The 22,772-nt window shown below is 69.5% G+C and carries 20 protein-coding genes and 2 pseudogenes; 20 read left to right on the top strand and 2 right to left on the bottom strand.

What is annotated here, in order from left to right:
• From mqnC to ACWDO5_RS10265, 10 genes and pseudogenes are all read left to right on the top strand, one after another.
• Positions 1 to 1,200, top strand: a complete 1,200-nt coding sequence (gene mqnC / locus ACWDO5_RS10310) for a cyclic dehypoxanthinyl futalosine synthase (protein ID WP_450529895.1) — start codon at positions 1 to 3, stop codon at positions 1,198 to 1,200.
• 18 nt (positions 1,201 to 1,218) lie between these two features.
• Complete coding sequence (locus ACWDO5_RS10305; protein ID WP_450529894.1) at positions 1,219 to 1,893, top strand: hypothetical protein; 675 nt, start codon at positions 1,219 to 1,221, stop codon at positions 1,891 to 1,893.
• Between the two features lie 196 nt (positions 1,894 to 2,089).
• Positions 2,090 to 3,370, top strand: coding sequence for a hypothetical protein (locus tag ACWDO5_RS10300; RefSeq protein WP_450529893.1), 1,281 nt, complete (start codon positions 2,090 to 2,092; stop codon positions 3,368 to 3,370).
• Entirely contained in the window at positions 3,367 to 4,095 is a 729-nt protein-coding gene (locus tag ACWDO5_RS10295; protein WP_450529892.1) for a hypothetical protein, read from the top strand. The genes ACWDO5_RS10300 and ACWDO5_RS10295 overlap by 4 nt, the downstream gene beginning before the upstream one ends.
• Before the next feature lie 77 nt (positions 4,096 to 4,172).
• Positions 4,173 to 4,868, top strand: coding sequence for a hypothetical protein (locus ACWDO5_RS10290; RefSeq protein WP_450529891.1), 696 nt, complete (start codon positions 4,173 to 4,175; stop codon positions 4,866 to 4,868).
• 35 nt (positions 4,869 to 4,903) lie between these two features.
• On the top strand, positions 4,904 to 5,599 hold the full coding sequence (locus ACWDO5_RS10285) for a demethylmenaquinone methyltransferase (protein ID WP_450529890.1): 696 nt from the start codon (positions 4,904 to 4,906) through the stop codon (positions 5,597 to 5,599).
• Between the two features lie 62 nt (positions 5,600 to 5,661).
• A pseudogene (locus tag ACWDO5_RS10280) lies at positions 5,662 to 6,240 on the top strand (glutaminase); the annotation flags it as partial.
• A gap of 29 nt (positions 6,241 to 6,269) precedes the next feature.
• Positions 6,270 to 8,225, top strand: a complete 1,956-nt coding sequence (locus ACWDO5_RS10275) for a bifunctional polysaccharide deacetylase/glycosyltransferase family 2 protein (protein ID WP_450529889.1) — start codon at positions 6,270 to 6,272, stop codon at positions 8,223 to 8,225.
• Between the two features lie 398 nt (positions 8,226 to 8,623).
• Positions 8,624 to 8,692, top strand: a pseudogene (locus ACWDO5_RS10270) (zinc-ribbon domain-containing protein); the annotation flags it as partial.
• A gap of 132 nt (positions 8,693 to 8,824) precedes the next feature.
• Positions 8,825 to 11,002, top strand: a complete 2,178-nt coding sequence (locus tag ACWDO5_RS10265; protein WP_450529945.1) for a hypothetical protein — start codon at positions 8,825 to 8,827, stop codon at positions 11,000 to 11,002.
• On the opposite strand, the gene ACWDO5_RS10260 is transcribed toward ACWDO5_RS10265, so the two are convergent.
• Complete coding sequence (locus tag ACWDO5_RS10260; RefSeq protein ID WP_450529888.1) at positions 10,989 to 11,507, bottom strand: GNAT family N-acetyltransferase; 519 nt, start codon at positions 11,505 to 11,507, stop codon at positions 10,989 to 10,991. The two genes, ACWDO5_RS10265 and ACWDO5_RS10260, sit on opposite strands and share 14 nt — an antisense overlap.
• A gap of 99 nt (positions 11,508 to 11,606) precedes the next feature.
• Here ACWDO5_RS10260 and ACWDO5_RS10255 point away from each other — a divergent pair, with 99 nt between their 5' ends.
• The 3 genes from ACWDO5_RS10255 to ACWDO5_RS10245 all read left to right on the top strand — a co-directional run bounded on the left by ACWDO5_RS10255 (position 11,607) and on the right by ACWDO5_RS10245 (position 14,303).
• Entirely contained in the window at positions 11,607 to 12,893 is a 1,287-nt protein-coding gene (locus tag ACWDO5_RS10255) for a geranylgeranyl reductase family protein (protein ID WP_450529887.1), read from the top strand.
• A gap of 323 nt (positions 12,894 to 13,216) precedes the next feature.
• The gene (locus ACWDO5_RS10250; protein WP_450529886.1) at positions 13,217 to 13,843 is read left to right on the top strand and encodes an FAD-dependent oxidoreductase; all 627 of its coding nucleotides are present in this window, start codon (positions 13,217 to 13,219) and stop codon (positions 13,841 to 13,843) included.
• A gap of 34 nt (positions 13,844 to 13,877) precedes the next feature.
• Positions 13,878 to 14,303: an FAD-dependent oxidoreductase gene (locus ACWDO5_RS10245; RefSeq protein ID WP_450529885.1), complete on the top strand. Its 426-nt coding sequence runs from the start codon at positions 13,878 to 13,880 to the stop codon at positions 14,301 to 14,303.
• Between the two features lie 115 nt (positions 14,304 to 14,418).
• Here the strand turns inward: ACWDO5_RS10245 and ACWDO5_RS10240 are convergent, their stop codons facing one another.
• Positions 14,419 to 15,198, bottom strand: coding sequence for a C40 family peptidase (locus ACWDO5_RS10240; RefSeq protein ID WP_450529884.1), 780 nt, complete (start codon positions 15,196 to 15,198; stop codon positions 14,419 to 14,421).
• A 694-nt stretch (positions 15,199 to 15,892) separates the two neighbouring features.
• On the opposite strand from ACWDO5_RS10240, the gene ACWDO5_RS10235 reads away from it, so the two are divergent.
• From ACWDO5_RS10235 to ACWDO5_RS10205, 7 genes are all read left to right on the top strand, one after another.
• A complete protein-coding gene (locus ACWDO5_RS10235; protein ID WP_450529883.1) occupies positions 15,893 to 16,252 on the top strand; it encodes an NADH-quinone oxidoreductase subunit A in 360 nt (119 codons plus the stop codon).
• Positions 16,253 to 16,271: 19 nt separating this feature from the next.
• Positions 16,272 to 16,826, top strand: a complete 555-nt coding sequence (locus ACWDO5_RS10230; protein WP_108151339.1) for a NuoB/complex I 20 kDa subunit family protein — start codon at positions 16,272 to 16,274, stop codon at positions 16,824 to 16,826.
• Entirely contained in the window at positions 16,823 to 17,557 is a 735-nt protein-coding gene (locus tag ACWDO5_RS10225) for an NADH-quinone oxidoreductase subunit C (protein WP_450529882.1), read from the top strand. Before ACWDO5_RS10230 ends, ACWDO5_RS10225 begins: the two co-directional genes overlap by 4 nt.
• Positions 17,557 to 18,930, top strand: a complete 1,374-nt coding sequence (locus tag ACWDO5_RS10220; RefSeq protein ID WP_450529881.1) for an NADH-quinone oxidoreductase subunit D — start codon at positions 17,557 to 17,559, stop codon at positions 18,928 to 18,930. The genes ACWDO5_RS10225 and ACWDO5_RS10220 overlap by 1 nt, the downstream gene beginning before the upstream one ends.
• 35 nt (positions 18,931 to 18,965) lie before the next feature.
• Positions 18,966 to 19,781 (top strand): NADH-quinone oxidoreductase subunit NuoE, encoded by an 816-nt coding sequence (nuoE, locus tag ACWDO5_RS10215; protein ID WP_450529880.1) that lies wholly within the window; start codon positions 18,966 to 18,968, stop codon positions 19,779 to 19,781.
• Positions 19,781 to 21,157, top strand: a complete 1,377-nt coding sequence (gene nuoF, locus ACWDO5_RS10210) for an NADH-quinone oxidoreductase subunit NuoF (protein WP_450529879.1) — start codon at positions 19,781 to 19,783, stop codon at positions 21,155 to 21,157. Before nuoE ends, nuoF begins: the two co-directional genes overlap by 1 nt.
• Positions 21,158 to 21,248: 91 nt before the next feature.
• On the top strand, positions 21,249 to 22,772 hold a 1,524-nt coding region (locus ACWDO5_RS10205), incomplete at its 3' end, for an NADH-quinone oxidoreductase subunit G (RefSeq protein ID WP_450529878.1).

Raw genomic sequence — 22,772 nt, 5'->3', positions numbered from 1 at the left:
GTGACCGAGAAGGCCGACCTTCAGTCCGCGCTGGACCGTGCTGCCGAGGGTGGGCGGATCACCCCGGAGGAGGCGCTCGAGCTGTACCGTTCCGCGCCGCTGCACGCGCTGGGCGCGGCGGCGGACGCCGTACGGCGGCGGCGTTACGCGGGTACGGAGCACATCGCGACGTACATCATCGAGCGCAACATCAACTACACCAACGTGTGCGTCACCGCCTGCAAGTTCTGTGCCTTCTACGCTCCGCCGAAGGACACCGCCAAGGGCTGGACGCGCGACCTCGACGACATCCTGCGGCGCTGCGCCGAGACGGTCGAGCTGGGCGGCACCCAGATCATGTTCCAGGGCGGGCACCACCCGGACTACGGCGTCGAGTACTACGAGAAGCACTTCTCGGCGATCAAGACGGCGTACCCGGAGCTGGTGATCCACTCCCTCGGTGCCTCCGAGGTCGAGCACATGGCCCGTATCTCCAAGGTTTCGGTCGAGGAGGCGATCTCCCGGATCCACGCCGCCGGCCTCGACTCCTTCGCCGGCGCCGGGGCCGAGCTGCTGCCCGAGCGGCCGCGCAAGGCGATCGCGCCGCTCAAGGAGTCCGGCGAGCGGTGGCTGGAGATCATGGAGGCCGCGCACCGGCTGGGCGTCGAGTCGACGTCGACAATGCTGATGGGCACCGGTGAGACCAACGCCGAGCGGATCGAACACCTGCGGATGATCCGCGACGTGCAGGACCGGACGGGCGGCTTCCGGGCCTTCATCCCGTACACGTACCAGCCCGAGAACAACCACCTCAAGGGCCGTACACACGCGACGCTCTTCGAGTACCTGCGCATTATTGCGATCGCGCGCCTCTTCCTCGACAACGTCGCCCACATCCAGGGCTCGTGGCTGACCACGGGCAAGGAGGTCGGCCAGCTGTCGCTGCACTACGGCGCGGACGACCTGGGTTCGATCATGCTGGAGGAGAACGTCGTCTCCTCGGCGGGCGCGAAGCACCGGTCGAACCGGCTGGAGATCATCGACCTGATCCGTAAGTCGGGCCGGGTGCCGGCGCAGCGGACGACGACGTACGAGCACATCGTCGTACACGACGACCCGGCGGACGACCCGGTCGACGAGCGCGTCGTCTCGCACATCTCGTCCACGGCGATCGAGGGTGGTACGGCCCACCCCGAGCTGAAGCTGCTCGCCTCCAACTAAGACTGGTACGGGGCCGAGTTGCAGACCATCCACGTGGCGGACGACGTCTTTGTGGGCGGCCGCCGGTCGGTCCACGCGGTTGCCGTTGACGCCGGGCTGATCGTCGCGATGGGCACGTACGAGGAGATGGCTGCCGCCCGCCCGCAGGCGCGGGTGCGGCGCTGGCCCGGGCTGCTGACCCCCGGACTGCGGCACCCGCAGGCCGCCGCGCTGCTTGAGGCGGCCTACCACCCCGATCCGCGCGAGGCTGATCAGCTCGGCACCGAGCCGCTGACCGGCAGGGCGCTGGCGGCGCTGGAGATGGACGAGGCCCGCTGGGGCGCGAGCGCGCGGCGCGGGTTGCAGCGATTGCTGCGGCACGGGGTGACAGCGGTCTGCGGCCCGTTCACCCGGCCCGCGGTGCGGACAGCGGTGGCACGGTCGGGGCTGTATGTACGCGAACCGACGGGTGGTGCCGAGCGCGAGGCGCTCACGCTCGACCCGTTCAAGGGTTACTCGCTGAACGCCCTGCTCGACCGGCGCCTCACGGTCGGCGAACCCGCCGACTTCGCGGTCTTCGACGTACCGATCGACGACGTACCGGTCGACGATGTCCGCGTCGACGATGTCCCGGCGCGGATGCTGAGGCTGCACGGCGCGGGGACCTGTGTCGCGACCGTACTCGGTGGACGTCTGGTATACCGGCGCGCGTAGGGTGGCCCCGCCGAAGTGACGGGAGGGGTCTGGGGTGCATGTGGTGCGGATGATGTCAGCAGCCGCCGTCTTGGCGCTCGCGGCGGGCGGCACCGCCCACGCGGCGGCCACGGCATCAGCTAAGGCAGCCCCATTGGCCACAGCAGCAGCCAAGGCAGCGCCATTAGCCACAGCAGCAGCCAGGCCGGCTACGGCATTGGCCACGGCAGCCCCGCCGCCCACCCGCGCCGACATCGCCGCCGACGCCCTGCGCAAGGACCCCGTCCATCTCAGCCCGCACCTCGAGCCGGGCGCGGTCGCGCCGCGGGACATCGCGCGAATACGTGCTGCCGCACGGGAGTTGAAGGCCGCAGGCATCCCCGTCTACGTCTCGGTCAGCCCGGTCTGGGAGGGCGACGGGAGCGGCAAGTTCGGCGTCGCGTACCTCGCGCTGCTGCACGACCGGCTGCGCGAGGACGGGGCGTACGTCCATGTCGACCAGAGCGGGCGGACGCGGATTCGGGCGTACGGCATCGAGCCCCAGACCAGCGCCCAGAGCGTCGAGAACCAGATGCTCAGCTGGAGCCACGATGAGAACGCTACGCTCGGCGACATCACCGTCGTCGCGCTGAACGGGCTCCGTACCGGTGAAGTGCCGCGCGGGCAGGGGGATATCGACCCCTACATGGCCTTCCACCCGCCCGAGTACCGGGCGGAGAAGGCCGCGCTCGTGGTCGGGATCGTGGGCGCGGTGGTGGTGGCGCTGCTGGGGCTGCTGCACCGGTTCACCGATCTGCCGCTGTGGCCGCGGCGCGGGCGTGCCGCTGCGGAGGACGTGCCCGACGTGGACTGGCGGTCCGCGCCGGAGCTTCCCGACAACGCGTACGGGACGTTGTTCGATCTGGCTGTACGCCGCGGGGACGCGCTGAACGCGGCGCTGTGGGCGGCGAGTTCGGCCGGGCTGTCGGTGGCCGGATCGATCGCCGAGACCGCTGCCGACCTCGCGGACGACCTGGTTATCTGTTCCATCCCGCCCGACTTCGAGACAGAGCACCCAGAGGGGAGGCGCGTCGTCGAGACGATCGACCTGCCCGACATCGTCGCCTCGATCGAGGTCAGCCGGATCGGCATCCGGGCGCTGGCGGCGATGCGTGACGGAGTGCCCTTCGTGCTCCAACCCCCTTGCTTCTACAACCCGTTGCACGAGCGTGGGACGGAGCGCATTCCGTATCCCGGCGAGGATGACGATCCCGCGGACGTCACCATCTGCCCGGCCTGCGCAGCGCATGGGCCCGATCCACTGCTCGTGTGGGACGACGACGGGATGGTGCCGTACTACGACTCCGGCTACACGAATGCGGTGTGGCAGGCGACCGGATACGGGGCGGCCACCCTGGACTGGGATGCGGAGCTGCTGCTGCACGTCCTCGGGACGTGGATGGACGCCGACGAGGACGAAGACGAGCCCAGGGACGCGGACGCGGAGGTCCAGACATGAGGGCGGCAGGGATTCTGCTCGTCGCGGGCGCGCTGCTCGGGGTCGGGGCGGCCGCTCCGCACGACTACGACCCCGTCGAGCGGGCGGCCGGGGTGCTGCGGGAGCGGCCGGTGTATGTCGACCCGGACGTCGGCTACCTCCTCAAGGCCGAGGACCGTAAGAAGCTCGAGGACGGGCTGAAGAAGCTGAAGGCCCCGGTGTACGTCGCGGTCATGCCGGGTGTGCCGCAGGGGTACATCAACGACGCGCGGATACGGGCGCTGGCGAAGCGCACTGGCAGGAACGGCGCGTACATCTTGGTCGTCGACGACGGCTGCTTCGGCGTCAACACCCAGACTCTGCCAAAGAAGAAGCCCCTGGAGATCCCGCAGCAGTGCGAGCGCGACAGCACCAGGATTCGCGATCTGGCGCTGGACTACGCGCGGGCCACCGACCGGCTCGCGGACGGGCCGCCCGGCGGGCTGACCGGCTCGACGACCTGGGACGGTCCGGGCGGAGGCGGTCCGGGCGACGAGAAGGCGAGCGAGCACCCCGACGACCGGCTCTCGGGCGACGACTGGGCGAAGATCGCGACGGCGCTGATCCCCGGCGCCTTGGTCGGGGGGTATGTGCTGCGGCCGGTCGTGCTTCTCCTGGTCCGTCTCGTACGGCGCAGGCCCACCCCGACCCGCACGGTCCGCCGGGCCAGGGCCGCGCTCGACGCCCAGCTGGAGGGGGCCCGATGATTGCTCCCAGGCTCGTTCGGATGACGGCTCCGATGACTGTTCTCGGGCTCGTTCGGATGACGGCTCCGATCACGACCATGCGACGTCGCGCCTGCCGCTCGGGGGCCGTACTGCTCGCGCTCGTGCTGCCCGCGTTGCTGCTCACCGCCTGCCCAGCTGCTGCCGAACAGTCCGAGCCGGCCCCGGCCCCAGCCGCCGCGGAGCCGCCCGACCGGGCCCGGGCCATTGCCGAGCACCTCGCCCGTGACCCGCTCTACGTCGACCCGGCGAGGATCGCGCTGCTGAAGCCTCCCGTACAGCGCAAGATCCGCGAGCGGATCGGCACGTCCGAGGTGCCGATCTATGTCGTGGTCACGTCGTACAACCACGACCCCACCGACCCGTACGAAGGCGACCCAGGGATCCTGCTCGCCTTCGTACACGACCGGCTGCGGCGCGACGGCGTCTACGTCGTCGCGGACGAGGACGGTGACGACCTGGTCGCCCAGGAGTACGGAGTCGAGCGGGACGCGGAGACGGCCACGCTGATCGGCGAGTACACCGACCCGCTCCGCGTCTCGCTGCCCCGCTTCGTGGATGTCGTCGCCTCCGGCACGGCCGAGGAGCGGTACGAGAAGGAGAACGGCTGGGGCGACGGGACCCGGGACCGGAAGGGAACCTGGTGGACCGCGCTCGGCGTGGTCGGCGTGATCATCGTGGTCGGCCTCGGGCTCTCCGCGTACGCCATCAGGAGGTCGCAGAGAGGTGGCGGGAGCCGGCCCCGGTTCCGGTGAGCCCTGCCGGGCGGCGTGCTGCTTGAATGGGGTGCGTGACCCGAGCAACCCTGGACAAGCAGCCGCACGAAGTCGCCTCGATGTTCGACGACGTGGCGGCCAAGTACGACCTCACCAACGATGTGCTCTCGCTCGGCCAGGCCCGGCTGTGGCGCAAGGAGGTCGCGAAGGCGGTGCACGCCCGCCCGGCGCAGAAGGTCCTGGACCTGGCCGCGGGCACCGGCACGTCCTCGCTGCCGTTCTCCGCCACCGGCGCGTATGTCGTCCCCTGCGACTTCTCCCTCGGCATGCTGCGCGAGGGCAAGAAGCGCAACCCGTGGCTGCCGCTCACCGCGGGCGACGCGACGAAGCTGCCGTTCCGTGACGGCGTCTTCGACGCCGTGACGATCTCGTTCGGGCTGCGCAATGTGCAGGACACGGACACGGCGCTGCGCGAGTTGCACCGGGTGACGAAGCCGGGCGGGCGAGTCGTGATCTGCGAGTTCTCCCAGCCGACCTGGGCGCCGTTCCGTACGGTCTACACCGAGTATCTGATGCGGGCGCTGCCGCCGGTGGCGCGGGCGGTCTCGTCGAACCCGGACGCGTACGTCTACCTCGCCGAGTCGATCCGCGCCTGGCCCGACCAGGCGGGGCTGGCGCAGCGGCTCCAGCAGGCCGGCTGGTCCAAGGTCGCGTGGCGGAATCTGACCGGCGGGATCGTGTCGCTGCACCGCGGCACCAAGCCGCAGTAGCCCGCGCCGCCATGGACTACCAGGCGGTCCGGGAACGGATCGCGGTGGACGTCGCACCGTAGATCGGCAGCGGCAGGCCCGCCGAGTACATCCCGGCGCTCGCCGCCGTCGACCCGCGCCGCTTCGGCATGGCCATCGCGGACGTGGACGGCAAGGTGTACGGAGTGGGGGACTGGCAGCACCCCTTCTCCACCCAGTCGATCACCAAGGTCTTCGCCCTTGCGCTGGCCATGGCGCAGGGCGACGACAGCCAATGGGAGCGAGTCGGCCGTGAGCCGTCCGGCAACCCCTTCAACTCGCTGGTGCAGCTGGAGTACGAGAACGGGATTCCGCGTAATCCCTTCATCAACGCGGGCGCGCTCGTCGTCACCGACATCCTGCTGACCCTGACCGGTGACGCGAGCAGCGAACTGCTGGAATTCCTGCGGCAGGAGAGCGGCAACCCGGACCTGTCCTTCGACCCGGAGGTCGCCGAGTCGGAGTCCGCGTACGGCGACCGCAACGCCGCCCTGGCCCACTTCATGGCTTCGTACGGCAATGTCGCCAACCCCGTCCCGACACTCCTCGACCACTACTTCTGGCAGTGCTCGATCGAGATGAGCTGCGCCGATCTGACCCTGGCGGCCCGCTTCCTGGCAAGGACGCCGCCGCGGACCAGGTCCCCGAGTCGGTGCTCGTCGGCGGCTCCGTACTCACCTTCCCCTTCGGCAGAACCAAGAGCACCGCCGTCCCCGACAAGACGATCGCCCTCACCTTCGACGACGGTCCGGACCCCGAGTGGACGCCCAAAGTCCTGGCGGTCCTGCGGAAGTACGACGTACCGGGCACGTTCTTCGTCCTCGGCGCGCAGATCGCCCGCCATCCGGACGTGACGCGACAGATCGTGGACTCCGGCAGCGAGGTCGGCGTGCACACCTTCACCCACGTCGACCTCTCGTACCAGAGCGACGCCCGCTTGGAGCGTGAACTGGCCCAGACCCAGCTCGCCCTGGCGGGGGCCGCCGGGATCAGCACCTCGCTGTTCCGGGCCCCGTACTCGTCAGCGCCCGACGCCATCGACAACTACAGCTGGCCCGTCTACCTGCGCACCGGCGCTCTCGGCTACACCACCGTCTTCGCGGACACCGACAGCGAGGACTGGCAGCGGCCCGGCGTAGCGAAGATCGTCGAGAACGCCACACCCGAGGGCACCAAGGGCGCCTCCGCTCTCTTCCACGACTCGGGCGGCGACCGCACCGAAACCGTCGAGGCGCTCGACCAGTACATCAAGGAGATGCAGGAGAAGGGATACACGTTCACCACCGTCACCGGCGCGCTCGGCCGGCCGAGCGCGCACAGCCAGGTCTCCACCACGACGCAGTGGCAGGGCAAGGCGCTCCTCGGCGCGGTCGCCGTCGCCGAGTTCGCGGTGCCGGGCCTGGCCGTGGGTCTCGCCGTCATCGGCGTCGCCGTGATGGTCCGGTTCGGCCTGATGCTCGTCGTGGCACGCCGCCACCACCGGAAGCGCAACAGACGGGACTTCTCCTGGGGGCCGCCGGTACTCACTCCGGTGAGCGTGATCGTCCCCGCCTACAACGAAAAGGAATGCATCGCCAATACGGTCAATTCGCTGGCCGCCGGCACCCATCCCATCGAAATCATCGTGGTCGACGACGGCTCGACCGACGGCACATCGGAAATCGTCGAGGCGCTCGGCCTGCCGAATGTCCGGGTGGTGCGGCAGGAGAATTCCGGAAAGCCCGCAGCGCTCAACAACGGTGTCGCGCACGCACGCTACGACATCGTGGTGATGATGGACGGGGACACGGTCTTCGAGCCCGACACCGTACGGCAGCTGGTGCAGCCCTTCGCCGACCCGTCCGTCGGCGCGGTCGCCGGGAACGCCAAGGTCGGCAACCGCAACACCGTGATCGGCGCCTGGCAGCACATCGAGTACGTGATGGGCTTCAACCTCGACCGCCGGATGTACGACCTGCTGCGCTGCATGCCCACCATCCCCGGCGCGATAGGCGCCTTCCGCCGGGAGGCGCTCGGGCAGGCGGGCGGCATGAGCGAGGACACCCTCGCCGAGGACACCGACGTCACCATCGCCCTGCACAGGGCCGGCTGGCGTGTCGTCTACCAGGAGCACGCCCGCGCCTGGACCGAGGCGCCCGCCTCCCTCGGACAGCTGTGGCGGCAGCGCTACCGGTGGAGTTACGGCACCATGCAGGCGCTCTGGAAGCACCGCAGATCGCTCGTCGACCGCGGGCCGTCCGGCCGCTTCGGCCGGGTCGGCATGCCGCTGGTAATCCTCTTCCAGATCGTAACGCCGGTCTTCGCCCCGCTGATCGACATCTTCACGGCGTATTCGATGATCTTCATCGGCTTCTGGGCGTCCCTGGCGGCCTGGGGGCTCGTCCTGCTCGTTCAACTCCTCTGTGCCGCCTACGCGTTCCGGCTCGACCGCGAGAAGTACCGCTATCTCCTCATGATGCCGTTGCAGCAGGTCGCCTACCGGCAGCTGATGTACCTGGTACTGATCCACTCCTGCGTCACGGCGCTGACCGGTGGCCGACTGCGCTGGCAGAAGCTCAAGCGAACCGGTGAAGTGGGCGCGCCGCGGACCCCCGAGGGGGTGAGGTGACGGCGATCGTGGGCAGGCACCGCAAGTCGGTCGCGGTTCAGGGGGGGTGTCGAATTCAAGGCGGCGGCCGGGACCGCGGCCGGGACCGCGGCCGGGACCGCGGCCGGGACCGCGGCCGGGACCGCGGCCGGGACCGCGGCCGGGACCGCGGCCGGGACGGTGGCAGTTCGGTGTGGCGTGGCTGCTGATCGCAGTGGCGGTGGGCCCTGCTCGGCTGCGTGGAGGACGTCGCCGCCGGGCGGCGGCCGGGACTGCTGCCGTGAACTGCCTTGAATCTGCGGTGAATCGGCGCAGCCGAGCCGGACGCTGACGGGAACCGGCGGGCGGGAAGATGAGTCAGTTGTTTACGACGTTCTTATCTCCCCGCCCGTCCCCACTTGTCACCGCGGAGTCTTCCCATGGCGTCGTACTGCCCGCACTGCGGCAATCCATCTCCGGATGAGGCTCGCTTCTGCATGAAGTGCGGACGGGAGAGGTTGCCGGAGGTTTCGGCCCCGCCCGCGATGCCTTCGGTCCTGCCTGTGATGCCTCCAGCCCCGCCCGCTTTTGCTGTTGGGCAGCCCGCCCAACCGTCGCCCGTCGGGGCCTTCTTCGGGCGGGTGTTCCGCGGTGACTGGCTGGCATCGGCGAAGGCCGCGGCCTGGCCGGCCGGACTGCTGCTGGCACTGGCGGTGGCGCTTGCCATCCCCTCGTACGGCCAGGACGACGAGGTCGTCGTCGGCTGGAGCGACCGGCTGCGGATCGCCCTCGCCATGTTGCTGCAAGGGTTCGGCGGCGGCTTCGAGGTGAAGGCGGCGGGCGGCTCGTCGCCGTTCGGCTCGGGCTCCGATTCGGGCTCCGATTCGGGCTCCGGTTCCTCGGGCGGGATCTTCGGCGACGGCGGAGGATTCCCCGACATTTCGGGCGGGGGCCCCTCGGACTACGGCGACTCGGGCATGGACGCGATGGGCGCGGCCTCGCTGTCCCTGGTGCCGCTGACGGTGACGCTGCTGTGGACCGGCGCGCTCTACCTGGGCGCACGGATGCTGCGTACGCGAGGGGCCGGGCTGGAAGCCGCCGTACGGCTCTCGCTGCTGGTCACCGGTGTGGTGCTGGTCCTCGGCCTGTTCGCGCAGCCCGAGATCGCGGGCGTGGCGGTCGCCTCGTCCCCGCTGCTCGCGGCGCTCGGCGCCCTGGTGATCTCGCTCGTGGTGACCTGCGGGGTGCTGCAGCGCGACGACCTCGCGGCGTGGCTGGCGCAGCGGCCCGCGGCACGCTCGACGGTACGCGCGCTGGGGACGGCGGTGCGCGCGCTCGGCGCGGTGCTGGGATTCTGCTCGCTGGTCGGCTTCGTCGCGTACGCCAACGCGGACGATGTGGACGGCACGGCCCTGCTGCTCGCGCTGCCTATCCTGCCCAACATCGGCTTCGCGGTGCTCGGCCTGAGCTGGGGCGTGCCGGTGGAGTACGACGTCCAGGGCCAGTTCAGCATGCTCGGCTCCAGCGCGGAGCACGGCAGCTTCGGACTCCCGGAGATCAACGATGTGTGGGGCGGCGGGGCGGTCGCCGGGGTGCTGGCCCTCGGTGTGGTCTCGGCGCTCACGCTCGGCGTCTGGGCGGCGCGCCGCTCGGCGGACCGTCGCGAGCAGCTGCTGGCCGGCGGCTTCACGCTGGGGCTCGTTCTGCTGTTCACGGGCGTCAGCGGAGTCTCGGCCGAAGTCGCGGGCGGCCTCGCGGACTTTGGCGGTCAGGGCACCTCGGAGTTCGCGCCGAGCGTTCCGGACGCGCTGTTGTTCGGGTTGTTGTGGGTGGGGGCGGCGACGTTCCTGGGCCCGTATGTGCTGCGGATGGTGGGGCAGCAGGCTGCAGTTCCCCCGGTTGCGCCGCTTCCCGCGTACGGCCCGGTGGAGGCCCCGGTGACTCCGGTGGCCCCGGTGACTCCGGCAGCCCCCGCCACGGCTCCTGCCGCTCCCTATGTGGCCGACCCCCACATCATGCACCTCGCCGCCGCGCCGGGGGTTGCCCACGATCCAGCCGCCACGGCGGCCGCGGCCGAGCGCAGGCGCAAGGTCCTTGTCTGGACGGCCACCCTCACCGCCGCGTTCGTCTTCGGCGGCGGCGCGACAGCCGGGGCGCTGCTCCTGAAGAAGAACAACGACCAGTCCGACCAGGCACAGAACAAGTCGCCCGCCGCCTCGCAGTCGCCCACCCCCAAGCAGGACGAGCCGGCGTCCGCCTCGCCTTCCGCCTCAGCTTCCGTGTCCCCCTCCGCCACCCCGTCCGCCACGCCGTCCACGACCCCGTCCGCCAGCCCCTCCCAGTCCCAACCCGCGGGCGGCGCCGTGCTCCCCGCCGGCTTTGTGCTGAAGCAGGACCCCGCGGGGTTCACCGTCGGGGTGATGGACGGCTGGAAGCGCCGGCAGGCGGGCAGCCAGGTCTTCTACGAGGCCCCGACGGGTGGTTCGTACATTCAGATCGGGATCGTCAAGAACACCCCCAAATCCTCGTACGAGAACTTTATCGGGCTGGAGAAGAAGCACCTGGAGACCCCCGAGACCGACTACCGGCGCAGCCGGCTGGCCCCGAACACCTACCAGGGACGGCCAGGCGCGCTCTGGGAGTTCACCCACATCCCCGAGCCGGACGAGGGCAGCCTGAGGCGGCACGTCATCGACCAGGCGTTCGTGGCCGCAGACGGCACGGAGTACGCGATCCTCGCCGCGGGCCGCGCCGACCTCTGGGACGCGAACAGGGACGTGGTGTTCTCCACCGCGATCAGCACGTTCAAAGCGAACTGAGCTCCAGCCGGAAGCAGTAACCCTTCTGCTGGGACACCGGGGTCGTGAACGTCTCGACGAGCTCCATCCCCAGCCGCCGGATCACCGCGATCGAGCGCTCGTTGCGGGCGTTCACCATCGCCACCACCCGCTCGACGCCCGCCTCCCGCACCCGCCCCAGCGTGGTGCGGGCGGCGGCCGTCGCGTACCCCTTGCCCCACGCGGGCCGCGCCAGCCGCCAGCCGATCTCGATCTCGCCGACCGGGCCGAAGCCCTCGTGCGGCCAGGGCTGTGCCCCGGTGAAGCCGATGACCTCGCCGTCCTCATCGAGCATGGTCCAGAAACAGAAGCCGCGCTCGGCGTCGTGTCTGCGCTGCCGGACGGTCAACTCCTCGTAGACCGAAAGTTCGGCCGCCCTTCCGCCGTGGAACTCCATGACCTCCGGGTCGTTGAAGATCCGGTGCCAGGCCACGGCATCCTCGTCGGTCGGCACACGCAACTGCACGGCGGGGAGCGGCCTGCTCATAGGGGGGAACCCTTCAGTTTGTGGATCAGTACGCCCCCATAGACTGCACACGTCCTGTGCCATTCGGTACGCAATATCGAGTCTTCGGGAGAACCCGCCGTGACCGAGCCCCTCTCCGAACACACCGCCGATGTGATCGTCGTCGGGGCAGGCCCGGCCGGCTCCACGACCGCGTACTACCTCGCCAAGGCCGGACTCGACGTCCTGCTCCTCGAGAAGACCGCCTTTCCGCGCGAGAAGGTGTGCGGCGACGGCCTTACGCCCCGCGCCACCAAGCAGCTGGTCGCGATGGGCATCGACATCTCCGAGGAAGCCGGTTGGCTGCGTAACAAAGGCCTGCGGATCATCGGCGGCGGGGTGCGGCTGCAGCTCGACTGGCCGGATCTCGCCTCGTACCCGGACTACGGACTCGTCCGCAAGCGCGACGACTTCGACGAGCAGCTGGCCCGGCAGGCACAGAAGGCGGGCGCGCGGCTGTACGAGCGGTGCAATGTCGGGGCTCCGGTCATCGACGAGCGCACCGGCCGTATCACCGGCGTGAACGCCAAGGTGGGCGAGGAGAAGACCCCGGTCACCTTCCGCGCCCCGCTCGTCGTCGCCGCCGACGGCAACTCCTCGCGGATCTCCCTCGCCATGGGGCTGCACCGGCGTGAGGACCGGCCGATGGGCGTGGCCGTACGGACGTACTTCACCTCGCCCCGCCACGACGACGACTACCTGGAGTCCTGGCTGGAGCTGTGGGACCGCCGCGGCCCGGGCGAGGACCGGCTGCTGCCCGGCTACGGCTGGATCTTCGGCATGGGCGACGGCACATCCAACGTCGGCCTCGGCGTGCTCAACACCTCCGCCTCCTTCAAGGAGCTGGACTGGCGCGAGGTGCTGAAGGCCTGGTGCGCCTCGATGCCGGAGGACTGGGGGTACACCGAGGAGAACATGACGATGCCGATCCGCGGCGCCGCGCTCCCGATGGCCTTCAACCGCCAGCCGCACTACACCAAGGGGCTGCTGCTGGTCGGCGACGCGGGCGGGCTGGTCAACCCGTTCAACGGTGAGGGCATCGCCTACGCCATGGAGTCCGGGCAGATCGCCGCCGACGTGATCGTGCAGGCGCACGCCCGGCAGACCCCTGCGCAGCGGGAGCTGGCGCTGCACCGCTACCCGAAGGTCCTGAAGGACACATACGGCGGGTACTACACCCTCGGCCGGGCGTTCGTGAAGCTCATCGGCAACCCGAAGGTCATGAAGATCGCGACGCAGCGAGGTCTGACCCACCCGCTGCTGATGAAGTTCACGCTGAAGATGCTGGCGAACCTGACCGACCCGACGGGCGGCGACGCGATGGACCGGATCATCAACGGTCTCTCGAAGGTAGCCCCGCGTTCATGATGCCGCCGTCGACGGCGGGCCCCACCAGCCCTTCCGGGAGCACGGGCGTGTCGAGGTAGAGCACGCGCTCGCGGAAACCCTGACGCGGTGACCGTCCTGCCGTCGTGGGAGACGCCGGGGCGGCGACGCGGGTGGCCACTGGCAAAGGCCGTCCAGCCCCTGGACTGACACCCACCGCCCTCCCGCGAGGGCGGGGCGAACGCGGTGTGAGGATGCTGTGGCCCCCTCGGCCGACCGGTTTCCGGGGACCCGCACGGCTCCCTGGCATGACGTATCCATGACGCGTAGTGGACAGCCCCGCAGACGCTTCCTGACCGCCACGGGTGGAGCCCTCGGCGTGCCGCCGTCCGCAGCCCGGCAGCGCGACCGCAGCAACAGGAACCGCCGCAACAGCGACCGCGGCTTTAGCCGCCCGGAAAAGGAAAACCGTCGCCGTTCTCGGTGGCGGCGTCTCCGGACTCAGCGCCGCCCATGAACTCGCCGAGCGCGGCTACGCCGTGACCGTGTACGAGTACTACGACACGCTCGGCGGCAAGGCCCGCTCCATGGGCGTGCCCGGCACCGCGAGCGGCCGCCGGGGGCCGCTCCCCGGTGAGCACGGCTTCCGGTTCGTCCCCGGCTTCTACCGCAACCTCCCGGACACCCTGCGCCGCATCCCGTACCCGGGCAACGCGAACGGCGTCCACGACAATCTGCGGGGCGGCACGGAGACCCTCTTCGCCCGCTCCGGCGGCCGGGCGGATCTCCACTTTCCGCTGCGCCGCGTCACCACCCCGCCCCGGCCGCAGGACATCACCCCCGACTGGATCCGCGACCAGCTTCTCTCCGCCCTGCAGCTCGCCACCAACATGCCCGCGTACGAGCTCGGTTACTTCGTCAACCGGCTGCTCGTCTACCTCACCAGTTGCGAGGTCCGCCGCGAGCAGCAGTGGGAGCGGGTCCCCTGGTGAGACTTCATCCGCGCCGGCGACTGCGGACGACCCGGTGCTGCGGGACGAGGACCGGCTCGCGTGGTTCCTGGACCCCGCCGTCACCGGCCTCGGCGGCCCCGCCCCGGCCAACCGGGAGCAGTTGCTGATCCATCCGGCGGGTTCCCTCTACGACCGGCCGTCGGCCAGGACCAGAGTGCCGAACTTCTTCCTCGCCGGGGACTACGTACGCACCGGCATGAACCTGGCGTCCATGGAGGGCGCCAACGAAGCGGCCCGGCACGCAGTCAACGCCCTGCTGGATGCCGATGCCTCGGCCGCCGCGCGCTGCACCACCTGGAGCCACACCAGCCGCCGGAGCTGGAGCCGCTCAAGCGGATCGACGAGGCACGCTTCAGGCTGGGCCTGCCCAACACCTTCGACCTGGGCTGACGCCAGGAGGCGTCCGGGCCGGTCTCGGGCTTCGCCTTACCCCGAGTGAGTAACAATCACCTGTATGTAGCCGAAATGAACGGCCCGGTGAACGGACGAAGGGCCGCGGCTCCACCCCCGAGCGGCGGAGCCGCGGCCCTTCCTGGTGTGCGTGCTGCGTGCCGTCAGAGAACGCGGACCGCACCGCTCGCCGGGTAGCCCGACAGGTCCTGGATCACGACGCCCTTGCCGGGGTTGGCGGCGTCGAGGTACTGGCCGTCGCCGATGTAGACACCCGTGTGGTACGCGGAACCGGCGCCTCCCCAGTAGAGGATGTCGCCGACCTGGAGGTTGGAGGTGCCCACCTGGGTGCCGGCCACCGACTGGTCCTGCGAGACGCGCGGGAGGTTGACGCCGACCGTCCGGAACGCGGCCTGGACGAGGCCGGAGCAGTCCCAGGAGTTGGGGCCGGAGGCGCCCATGACGTAGGCGTCGCCGAGCTGCGCCTTGAGGAAGCCGACGACAGTCGCGGCCGAGCCGGTCGCCGACGTGTTGCTGGAGGCGGAGAGCGTGGTGCGCTCGGAGTCGCGGGAGGCGCGCTCCTTGGCCTCGGCGTCGGCGCGCTTCTTCGCTTCGGCCTTCTTGGCCTCGGCCTTGGCATGGGCCAGCTCGGCGGCCTTCGCGGCCTTGGCGGCGGCGGCGTCCTCCTGGGCCTGCAATTCGAGATCGAGGGCGACCTGCTGAGTGGCCTCGACGGACTGCGAGACGCCGGCGGAGAGGCCGGCGCCGGAGGTGAGCGTCGGCATTTCGATGGTCTCGGTCACCGGCCCGGCGTTCGCCGGCCCGGCAGCTCCGGCCACTGCCATGGTGCTGAGGACGCCACCGGCAACTCCGGCCCGGAGCGCGAGTTTCGAGGCGCTGCGGCGGGGCTTCCGGTGGCTGGGTATGTGAGCGGTGTGGGACATGAGTACAACCGCTATCAGGGCCTCGCGGTTCCCTTCAAGAAACGTGTGTTGCGCCACAGTTACGACCGGAACCTCCGAATCCGCTCACCCTGGACCCTTATTGACGCCGTAACGGGCAATACGGGCATGTGTGATCACGGCTTTGATCATGGGTTTTCCATTAAAGGTCCGAATTGCCTGGCGCTTACCACCCCTTCACGCCGTTGGCCAAGCCCGCTTTTGTTGAAGTTGCAAGCGCGTGGTGGAGGTCACAGAAAGGTCAACGTCCGGGCGGGCGGAGTCTCGTGAATGTGGACACGTTGTCCACTTCGGTCCACTCCTGCCCCCGCCCCGGGTGGGGCGGCGTCCACTATCACCCGTTGGAGTCCATCGCCAATTTGCCGGTGCGGGCCAGCGCTTGATAAGGCACATAGCCTCCGACCAGCGGTGACGCTCTCGGATGTCACGTCTGGTGATCGCTCGGGCGCTTCGCGTATGAAGGTCACTGCTCATCCGACTTCATGATCGTTCGCCGGGTGGTGGAGATCACAAAGACGTTGTCGCACCCCGTGTCGCAGATCACAGACCGGCAGGCATAGGATGCGGAGCAGTCGGGCTTGTGAACTGCCTCACATATGCGTGATCTTCGCTGAGGCGGCGAGGTGGATGCCCGGCGCGGTCCAACGGTCAAGGACGACTGGAAGGAGCGAGGAGGGTGAATGCTTACGCGCCCATCCTTGTGCTCGGCGCCCTCGGGGCAGGGTTTGCGATCTTCTCCGTGGTCATGGCCACGCTTATCGGCCCCAAGCGGTACAACCGGGCAAAACTGGAGGCGTACGAGTGCGGCATCGAGCCGACTCCGACGCCGGCCGGAGGCGGCCGCTTTCCCATCAAGTACTACCTGACGGCGATGCTCTTCATCGTCTTCGACATCGAGATCGTCTTCCTCTACCCCTGGGCGGTCAACTTCGACGCCCTGGGGCTTTTCGGGCTCGTGGAGATGTTGCTCTTCGTGCTCACCGTCTTCGTCGCCTACGCGTATGTATGGCGGCGGGGCGGTCTGGAATGGGACTGAGGGGCTGAGGGGCACACCAATGGGAATCGAAGAGAAGCTGCCGAGTGGTTTCCTGCTGACCACCGTCGAACAGGCCTCGGGCTGGGTGCGCAAGTCATCCGTCTTCCCGGCGACCTTCGGCCTGGCCTGCTGCGCCATCGAGATGATGACGACCGGCGCCGGCCGTTACGACCTGGCCCGCTTCGGTATGGAGGTCTTCCGCGGCTCGCCGCGTCAGGCCGACCTGATGATCGTGGCGGGGCGGGTCAGCCAGAAGATGGCGCCCGTCCTGCGGCAGGTCTACGACCAGATGCCCAACCCCAAGTGGGTTATCTCCATGGGGGTTTGCGCATCGTCGGGCGGAATGTTCAACAATTACGCGATTGTGCAGGGTGTTGACCACGTTGTTCCTGTTGACATCTATTTGCCAGGCTGCCCGCCGCGTCCGGAGATGCTGATGGACGCGATCCTCAAGCTTCACCAGAAGATCCAGAGCTCCAAGCTCGGCGTGAACGCGGAGGAGGCGGCCCGCGAGGCGGAGGAGGCGGCCCTCAAGGCGCTCCCCACCATTGAGATGAAGGGGCTGCTCCGGTGAGCGAGACCAGTGAGCCGAACCCCGACAAGGAAGTCGGCGCGCAGAACCTGCCCGGCCAGCGCGGTGAGCACGGCGAGGAGATCCGCGTCCAGCGCGGCATGTTCGGTGCGGACAGCGGCGGCGACACCTCCGGCTACGGCGGGCTCATCCGCTCCGTACGCCTCCCGGGGCCCGCGAGCCGCCCCTACGGCGGCTACTTCGACGAGGTGGCCGACGAGCTGGAAGGCGCGCTGGAAGAACAGGGACTCGTCCCCGAGAAATCCATCGAGAAGACGGTCGTCGACCGCGGCGAGCTCACCTTCCACATCGCCCGCGAGCACCTCCTGAAGGTGGCGCGCACCCTGCGCGACGACCCGGCGCTCCGCTTCGAGCTCTGTACGGGCGTCAGCGGCGTCCACTTCCCCGAGGACAAGGGCCGCGAGCTGCACGCCGTCTACCACCTGCGCTCGATCACCCACGGCCGGCTGATCCGCCTCGAGGTCTGTGCCCCGGACAGCGACCCGCACGTCCCGTCGCTGGTCGCGGTCTACCCGACCAACGACTGGCACGAGCGCGAGACGTACGACTTCTTCGGGCTCGTCTTCGACGGCCACCCCGCCCTGACCCGGATCATGATGCCGGACGACTGGCAGGGCTTCCCGCAGCGCAAGGACTATCCGCTCGGCGGCATCGCCGTCGAGTACAAGGGCGCTCAGATCCCGGCTCCGGACCAGCGGAGGTCGTACAGCTGATGTCTACTTCTCACGCCCACCCGTCGCCCGACCACCACCCCTCAGGGGGTCCCTCCGGGACGCTGAGTGGAACCCGCGAGACCACCGAGGGGACTGTCTATACAGTCACCGGCGGCGACTGGGACGAGGTCGTCCAGTCCGCGGCCAAGGCCGACGACGAGCGGATCGTCGTCAACATGGGCCCGCAGCACCCCTCCACGCACGGTGTACTCCGGCTGATCCTGGAGATCGACGGAGAGACGGTCACCGAGGCCCGCTGCGGCATCGGCTACCTCCACACCGGCATCGAGAAGAACCTCGAATTCCGGACCTGGACGCAGGGCACCACCTTCGTCACGCGCATGGATTACCTCACCTCGTTCTACAACGAGACGGCGTACTGCCTGGGCGTGGAGAAGCTGCTCGGCATCACGGAACAGATCCCGGACCGGGCCAACATCATCCGCGTACTGCTGATGGAGCTCAACCGGCTCTCCTCACACCTGGTGGCCATCGCCACCGGCGGTATGGAGCTCGGCGCCACCACGATCATGATCTACGGGTTCCGGGACCGCGAAATGATCCTGGACCTGTACGAGCTGATCACCGGCCTGCGGATGAACCACGCGTTCATCCGGCCCGGGGGACTCGCTCAGGACCTGCCGCCCGGCGCGGTCGACGCGGTGCGCGAGTTCGCCAAGAAGATGACCAAGAACCTGCCGGAGTACGACAAGCTCGCCACCGGCAACCCCATCTTCAAGGCCCGTATGCAGGACGTCGGCTATCTCGATCTGACCGGCTGCATGGCACTGGGCGCCACCGGGCCGATCCTGCGTGCCGCGGGCCTCGCCCACGATCTGCGCAAGACCGACCCCTACTGCGGTTACGAGACGTACGAGTTCGACGTCCCTACCGCCGACAGCTGCGACTCGTACGGCCGCTTCCTCATCCGCCTGGAGGAGATGCGGCAGTCGCTGCGCATCGTCGAGCAGTGCCTGGACCGGCTCGAGCCGGGACCGGTCATGGTCGCCGACAAGAAGATCGCATGGCCCGCGCAGCTCGCTCTCGGCCCCGACGGTCTCGGCAACTCCCTCGACCACATCAAGAAGATCATGGGCACCTCGATGGAGGCCCTGATCCACCACTTCAAGCTGGTGACCGAGGGCTTCCGGGTGCCGCCCGGACAGGCGTACGCGGCCGTCGAGTCGCCCAAGGGCGAGCTCGGCGTCCATGTCGTCTCCGACGGCGGCACCCGCCCCTACCGGGTCCACTTCCGCGACCCGTCCTTCACCAATCTGCAGGCCATGGCGGCGATGTGCGAGGGCGGCCAGGTCGCCGACGTCATCGTCGCCGTCGCGTCCATCGACCCCGTGATGGGAGGCGTCGACCGGTGACAGCCACACCAGCTAACCCAGAGGTGAGCCTGGGCATGCCCCAGCTCCCCGCCCCCGACTACCCGGCCGATGTGCGCGCCCGGCTCGAAGCGGACGCGAGGGAGCTCATCGCCCGCTACCCCGACAGCCGGTCCGCCCTGCTGCCGCTGCTGCACCTCGTGCAGTCCGAGGAGGGGTACGTCACCCGCACCGGCGTCCGCTTCTGCGCCGAGCTGCTGGACCTGACCACCGCGGAGGTCACCGCGGTCTCCACCTTCTACTCGATGTACCGGCGGGTACCCTCCGGCGACTACCAGGTCGGCGTCTGCACCAACACGCTGTGCGCGGTGATGGGCGGCGACGCCATCTTCAACGAGCTCAAGCAGCACCTCGGCGTCGGCAACAGTGAGACGACCGAGGACGGCAAGGTCACCCTCGAGCACATCGAGTGCAACGCGGCCTGCGACTTCGCACCCGTGGTGATGGTCAACTGGGAGTTCTTCGACAACCAGACGCCCGAGACCGCCAAGCGCCTCGTCGACGACCTGCGCGCGGGACGGCCCGTCGAGCCGACCCGCGGCGCTCCGCTGTGTACGTACAAGGAGACCGCGCGGATCCTCGCGGGCTTCCCCGACGAGCGCCCGGGCGCGGTCGGGGCGAGCGGCGGCGCGGGACCCGCCTCGCTGATCGGCCTGCGCCTGGCCAAGGGGGAGAGTCCGGCGGCGCGAGTGGTCTCGCCGCGCGGCGAGGCATCACAGGACGCACCGCCCCAGCCCGGCTCCGAGCACCTCAGCTCGCATGACGCACCGCAGCAGACGTCGGCCTCCGACCCCGACCATCCGGCCGGACCCGCAGCTGAGGAGGGGGAGTGATGACCTTGTCCACCGAGTTTGGGGGCACCGCCCGACCGGAGACCGGGGGAGAGGCGAGTCCCGAGAAGCTTCTCGTGCCCGTCCTGACCGCCTTCTGGGACGAGGCGGAGTCCTGGACGCTGGGCACCTACCGGCGCCACGAGGGGTATGAGGGGCTGCGCAAGGCGCTGGCCATGTCGCCGGACGACCTCATCGCGTACGTCAAGGACTCCGGACTGCGCGGCCGCGGCGGCGCGGGCTTCCCCACCGGGATGAAGTGGCAGTTCATTCCGCAGGGCGACGGCAAGCCGCACTATCTCGTTGTCAACGCCGACGAATCGGAGCCCGGGACCTGCAAGGACATCCCGCTCCTGTTCGCCAACCCGCACTCCCTCATCGAGGGAATCGTGATCGCCTGCTACGCGATCCGCTCGAATCACGCGTTCATCTATCTGCGCGGTGAAGTCGTCCCCGTACTGCGGCGGCTGCACGAAGCCGTACGCGAGGCGTACGAGGCGGGCTTCCTCGGCAAGGACATCCTGGGGTCCGGCCTCGACCTCGAACTCACCGTGCACGCGGGCGCGGGCGCGTACATCTGTGGCGAGGAGACCGCGCTGCTGGACTCCCTGGAAGGCCGTCGCGGTCAGCCCCGGCTGCGTCCCCCCTTCCCTGCGGTTGCCGGTCTGTACGCGTGCCCCACTGTGGTGAACAACGTCGAGTCCATCGCGTCCGTTCCCGCGATCCTTCATCGCGGCAAGGACTGGTTCAAGTCGATGGGCAGCGAGAAGTCCCCGGGCTTCACGCTGTACTCGCTCAGCGGCCATGTCACCAACCCCGGCCAGTACGAGGCCCCGCTCGGCATCACACTGCGCCAGCTCCTCGACATGAGTGGTGGCATGCGCAAGGGCCACCGCCTCAAGTTCTGGACTCCGGGCGGCTCCTCGACCCCGATGTTCACCGACGAGCACCTCGATGTGCCGCTGGACTACGAGGGCGTGGGCGCGGCCGGTTCGATGCTCGGCACCAAGGCACTGCAGTGCTTCGACGAGACGACCTGTGTGGTGCGGGCCGTGACCCGGTGGACCGAGTTCTACGCCCACGAGTCCTGCGGCAAGTGCACGCCGTGCCGCGAAGGCACGTACTGGCTGGTGCAGTTGCTGCGCGACATCGAGGACGGCAAGGGCGTCATGTCCGACCTCGACAAGCTGAACGACATCGCCGACAACATCAACGGCAAGTCTTTCTGCGCGCTGGGCGACGGCGCCGCGTCCCCGATCTTCTCCTCGCTCAAGTACTTCCGCGAGGAGTACGAGCAGCACATCACCGGCAAGGGCTGCCCCTTCGACCCCGCGAGGTCGACCGCCTGGGCCGACAAGCACCTGGAGGTGACCGCATGACGTATGCGCCGAGCCCCGGCCGCGGCTTCGCCGCAGACCGCCCTGCGGGCGAAGCACCGCAGTCCGACTCACCTCGTGCGGAGGTACGGGCATGACCGTCACGACGTCCAACTCCGCCTCAGGCGGCAGCGCGGCCGTTCCGCCGGAAGATCTCGTGTCGCTGACGATCGACGGCATCGAGATCAGCGTGCCCAAGGGCACTCTGGTCATCCGGGCCGCCGAGCTGCTCGGCATCGAGATCCCGCGGTTCTGCGACCACCCCCTCCTCGACCCGGCCGGCGCCTGTCGGCAGTGCATCGTCGAGGTCGAGGGCCAGCGCAAGCCGATGGCGTCCTGCACCATCACCTGCACCGACGGCATGGTCGTCAAGTCGCAGCTGACCTCGCCGGTCGCCGACAAGGCCCAGCGCGGTGTGATGGAGCTGCTGCTGATCAACCATCCGCTGGACTGCCCGGTCTGCGACAAGGGCGGCGAATGCCCCCTGCAGAACCAGGCCATGCAGGTCGGCGACCCGGACACCCGCTTCGAGGGCAAGAAGCGCACCTACGCCAAGCCCGTGCCGATCTCCACACAGGTGCTGCTCGACCGTGAGCGGTGCGTGCTGTGCGCCCGCTGCACGCGGTTCTCCAACCAGGTCGCGGGCGACCCCATGATCGAGCTGATCGAGCGGGGTGCGCTGCAGCAGGTCGGCACCGGCGAGGGCGACCCGTTCGAGTCGTACTTCTCCGGGAACACCATCCAGATCTGCCCGGTGGGCGCGCTGACGTCGGCCGCGTACCGCTTCCGCTCCCGCCCCTTCGACCTGGTGTCGTCGCCTTCGGTGTGCGAGCACTGCGCGGGCGGCTGCGCGACGCGTACGGACCACCGCCGCGGCAAGGTCATGCGGCGGCTCGCGGCCGACGACCCCGAGGTCAACGAGGAGTGGATCTGCGACAAGGGGCGCTTCGGCTTCCGCTACGCGCAGAAGCCGGACCGGCTCGCGACTCCTCTCGTACGAGGCGACCAGGGTGAGCTGGAGCCGGCGAGCTGGCCGGAAGCGCTGGAGGCGGCGGCCCGCGGCCTGAGCGCGGCCCGCGGTCGGGCAGGTGTCCTGGTGGGCGGACGGCTGACCGTCGAGGACTCGTACGCGTACGCCAAGTTCGCCCGGGTCGCCCTCGACACTAATGACGTCGACTTCCGCGCACGCGTGCACAGCAGTGAGGAGGCCGACTTCCTGGCCGCCCACGTCGCGGGGCGCGGCCGGGACCTGGACGGCAGCGGGGTCACCTACACCTCCCTGGAGAAGGCCCCGGCGGTTCTGCTGATCGGGTTCGAGTCCGAGGAGGAGGCTCCTGGTGTCTTCCTGCGGCTGCGCAAGGCACACCGCAAGCATGGGCAGCGCACGTTCGCGCTGGCCACGCACGCCACCCGCGGCTTGACGAAGGCGGGCGGCACACTGCTCCCCGCCGCTCCCGGCACCGAGACCGAGTGGCTGGACGCGTTGAGCGGCGGCGCGGGCCTGGACGGCGACGGCGCGAAGGCGGCCGAGGCGCTGCGCTCCGACGGCGCGGTCATCGTCGTAGGCGAGCGGCTCGCTGCCGTGCCCGGCGGACTGACCGCCGCGGTACGGGCCGCG

Source organism: Streptomyces sp. NPDC000880 (assembly GCF_053599675.1).
This window is presented reverse-complemented; position numbering and strand designations above follow the sequence as displayed.